At 24.5% G+C, this 795-nt stretch carries 1 protein-coding gene; it reads left to right on the forward strand.

Annotated elements, in window-relative coordinates; translation table 11 throughout:
* Positions 1–356: 356 nt before the first annotated feature.
* Positions 357–795, forward strand: a 439-nt coding sequence (locus tag HMPREF9129_RS10365) for a GNAT family N-acetyltransferase (RefSeq protein WP_004823572.1), incomplete at its 3' end; no start/stop codon positions are given.

Genomic DNA, 795 nt, shown 5'->3' on the forward strand with positions numbered 1-795 from the left:
ATTAAAAAATACAAATTTAAATCAACATTTGAATGAAAGATTAGAATGTATAGATTAGTTTAACATAAAAACAACAAAAAATGAAAACGTGTTTTCAAAAAAATAGAACTAAATTAATCTGGGTAAATTACAAATATTTTTCAAAAAATATTTATGAAAAGGCTTGCAATATGTTTCGTAAAGTGCTATCATTATATTGTAAATATCCTGAGTAATGGATATTTCAATCATCTTTTTTCTTCCCAGCTATACATAAAAAGACATCTAAATTGGATGTCTTTTTGATTTTTAGAGAAACTTTAGAAAAGTTAAAATATAAATAAAGATTAAGCTTAGAAAATGTTAGTTAATATGAAGTGATAGTTAAACAACTAGGGATGTATTTGGATAAATTTGAAGTAAGAATTACTACAGAACAAGATATTTTTGAAATTTGTAATTGGAGATATGAAGAACCTTATGACGTGCATAATTATCCGGAATTTGAAATTTTAAGGGAGCAAGAATGGGGAATTTTATTTAAGGAGACAAGAGAAAGAGAGTTTCTGTCTCTATATAAAAATAGAGAATTAATAGGTAATTTCAGATTTATAGAGAATGAAAAAAATGTAATTCTTGGACTATCTTTAAAGCCTGATTTTTGCGGCCAGGGATTTGGTAGTAAATTTATGAGAATTATATTGAAAGAGTATAATAATAGATTTGAAGATAAAAATTTAATTTTAAAGGTTAGGGAATCTAACAAAAGGGCTATTAAATTATATAAAAATTCAGGGTTTATAATAATTGGAAGTG

This window comes from Peptoniphilus indolicus ATCC 29427 (genome assembly GCF_000227315.1).
Classification (GTDB): Bacteria; Bacillota; Clostridia; order Tissierellales; family Peptoniphilaceae; genus Peptoniphilus; species Peptoniphilus indolicus.